At 37.1% G+C, this 213-nt stretch carries 1 protein-coding gene; it reads right to left on the reverse strand.

Going from position 1 to position 213, the window contains the following annotated elements:
• Window positions 1–213, reverse strand: a 213-nt coding sequence (locus tag ADH54_RS00720) for a hypothetical protein (RefSeq protein ID WP_049523449.1), incomplete at both ends; no start/stop codon positions are given.

Raw genomic sequence — 213 nt, forward strand, 5'->3', positions numbered from 1 at the left:
TTCTGCTAATTCATCTCTCCATTTTCCATGTAATTCCCAAACTAGCTCTAATGGATTATTAAAGGATTTTTCATTTTCTACCGATACAGCTGATAAATCAACTGATGACTGTTGATTCTGGGTTCTCAAGGCATCATTCCAGTCTGTCTTCTCCTGACTTTGTTCAGGGGCTTTTTCTATGTACTCCAGTATTTGTGCATCTAAACGATCAAT

It is taken from the genome of Streptococcus pseudopneumoniae (assembly GCF_001072315.1).
Taxonomy (GTDB): Bacteria; Bacillota; Bacilli; order Lactobacillales; family Streptococcaceae; genus Streptococcus; species Streptococcus pseudopneumoniae_R.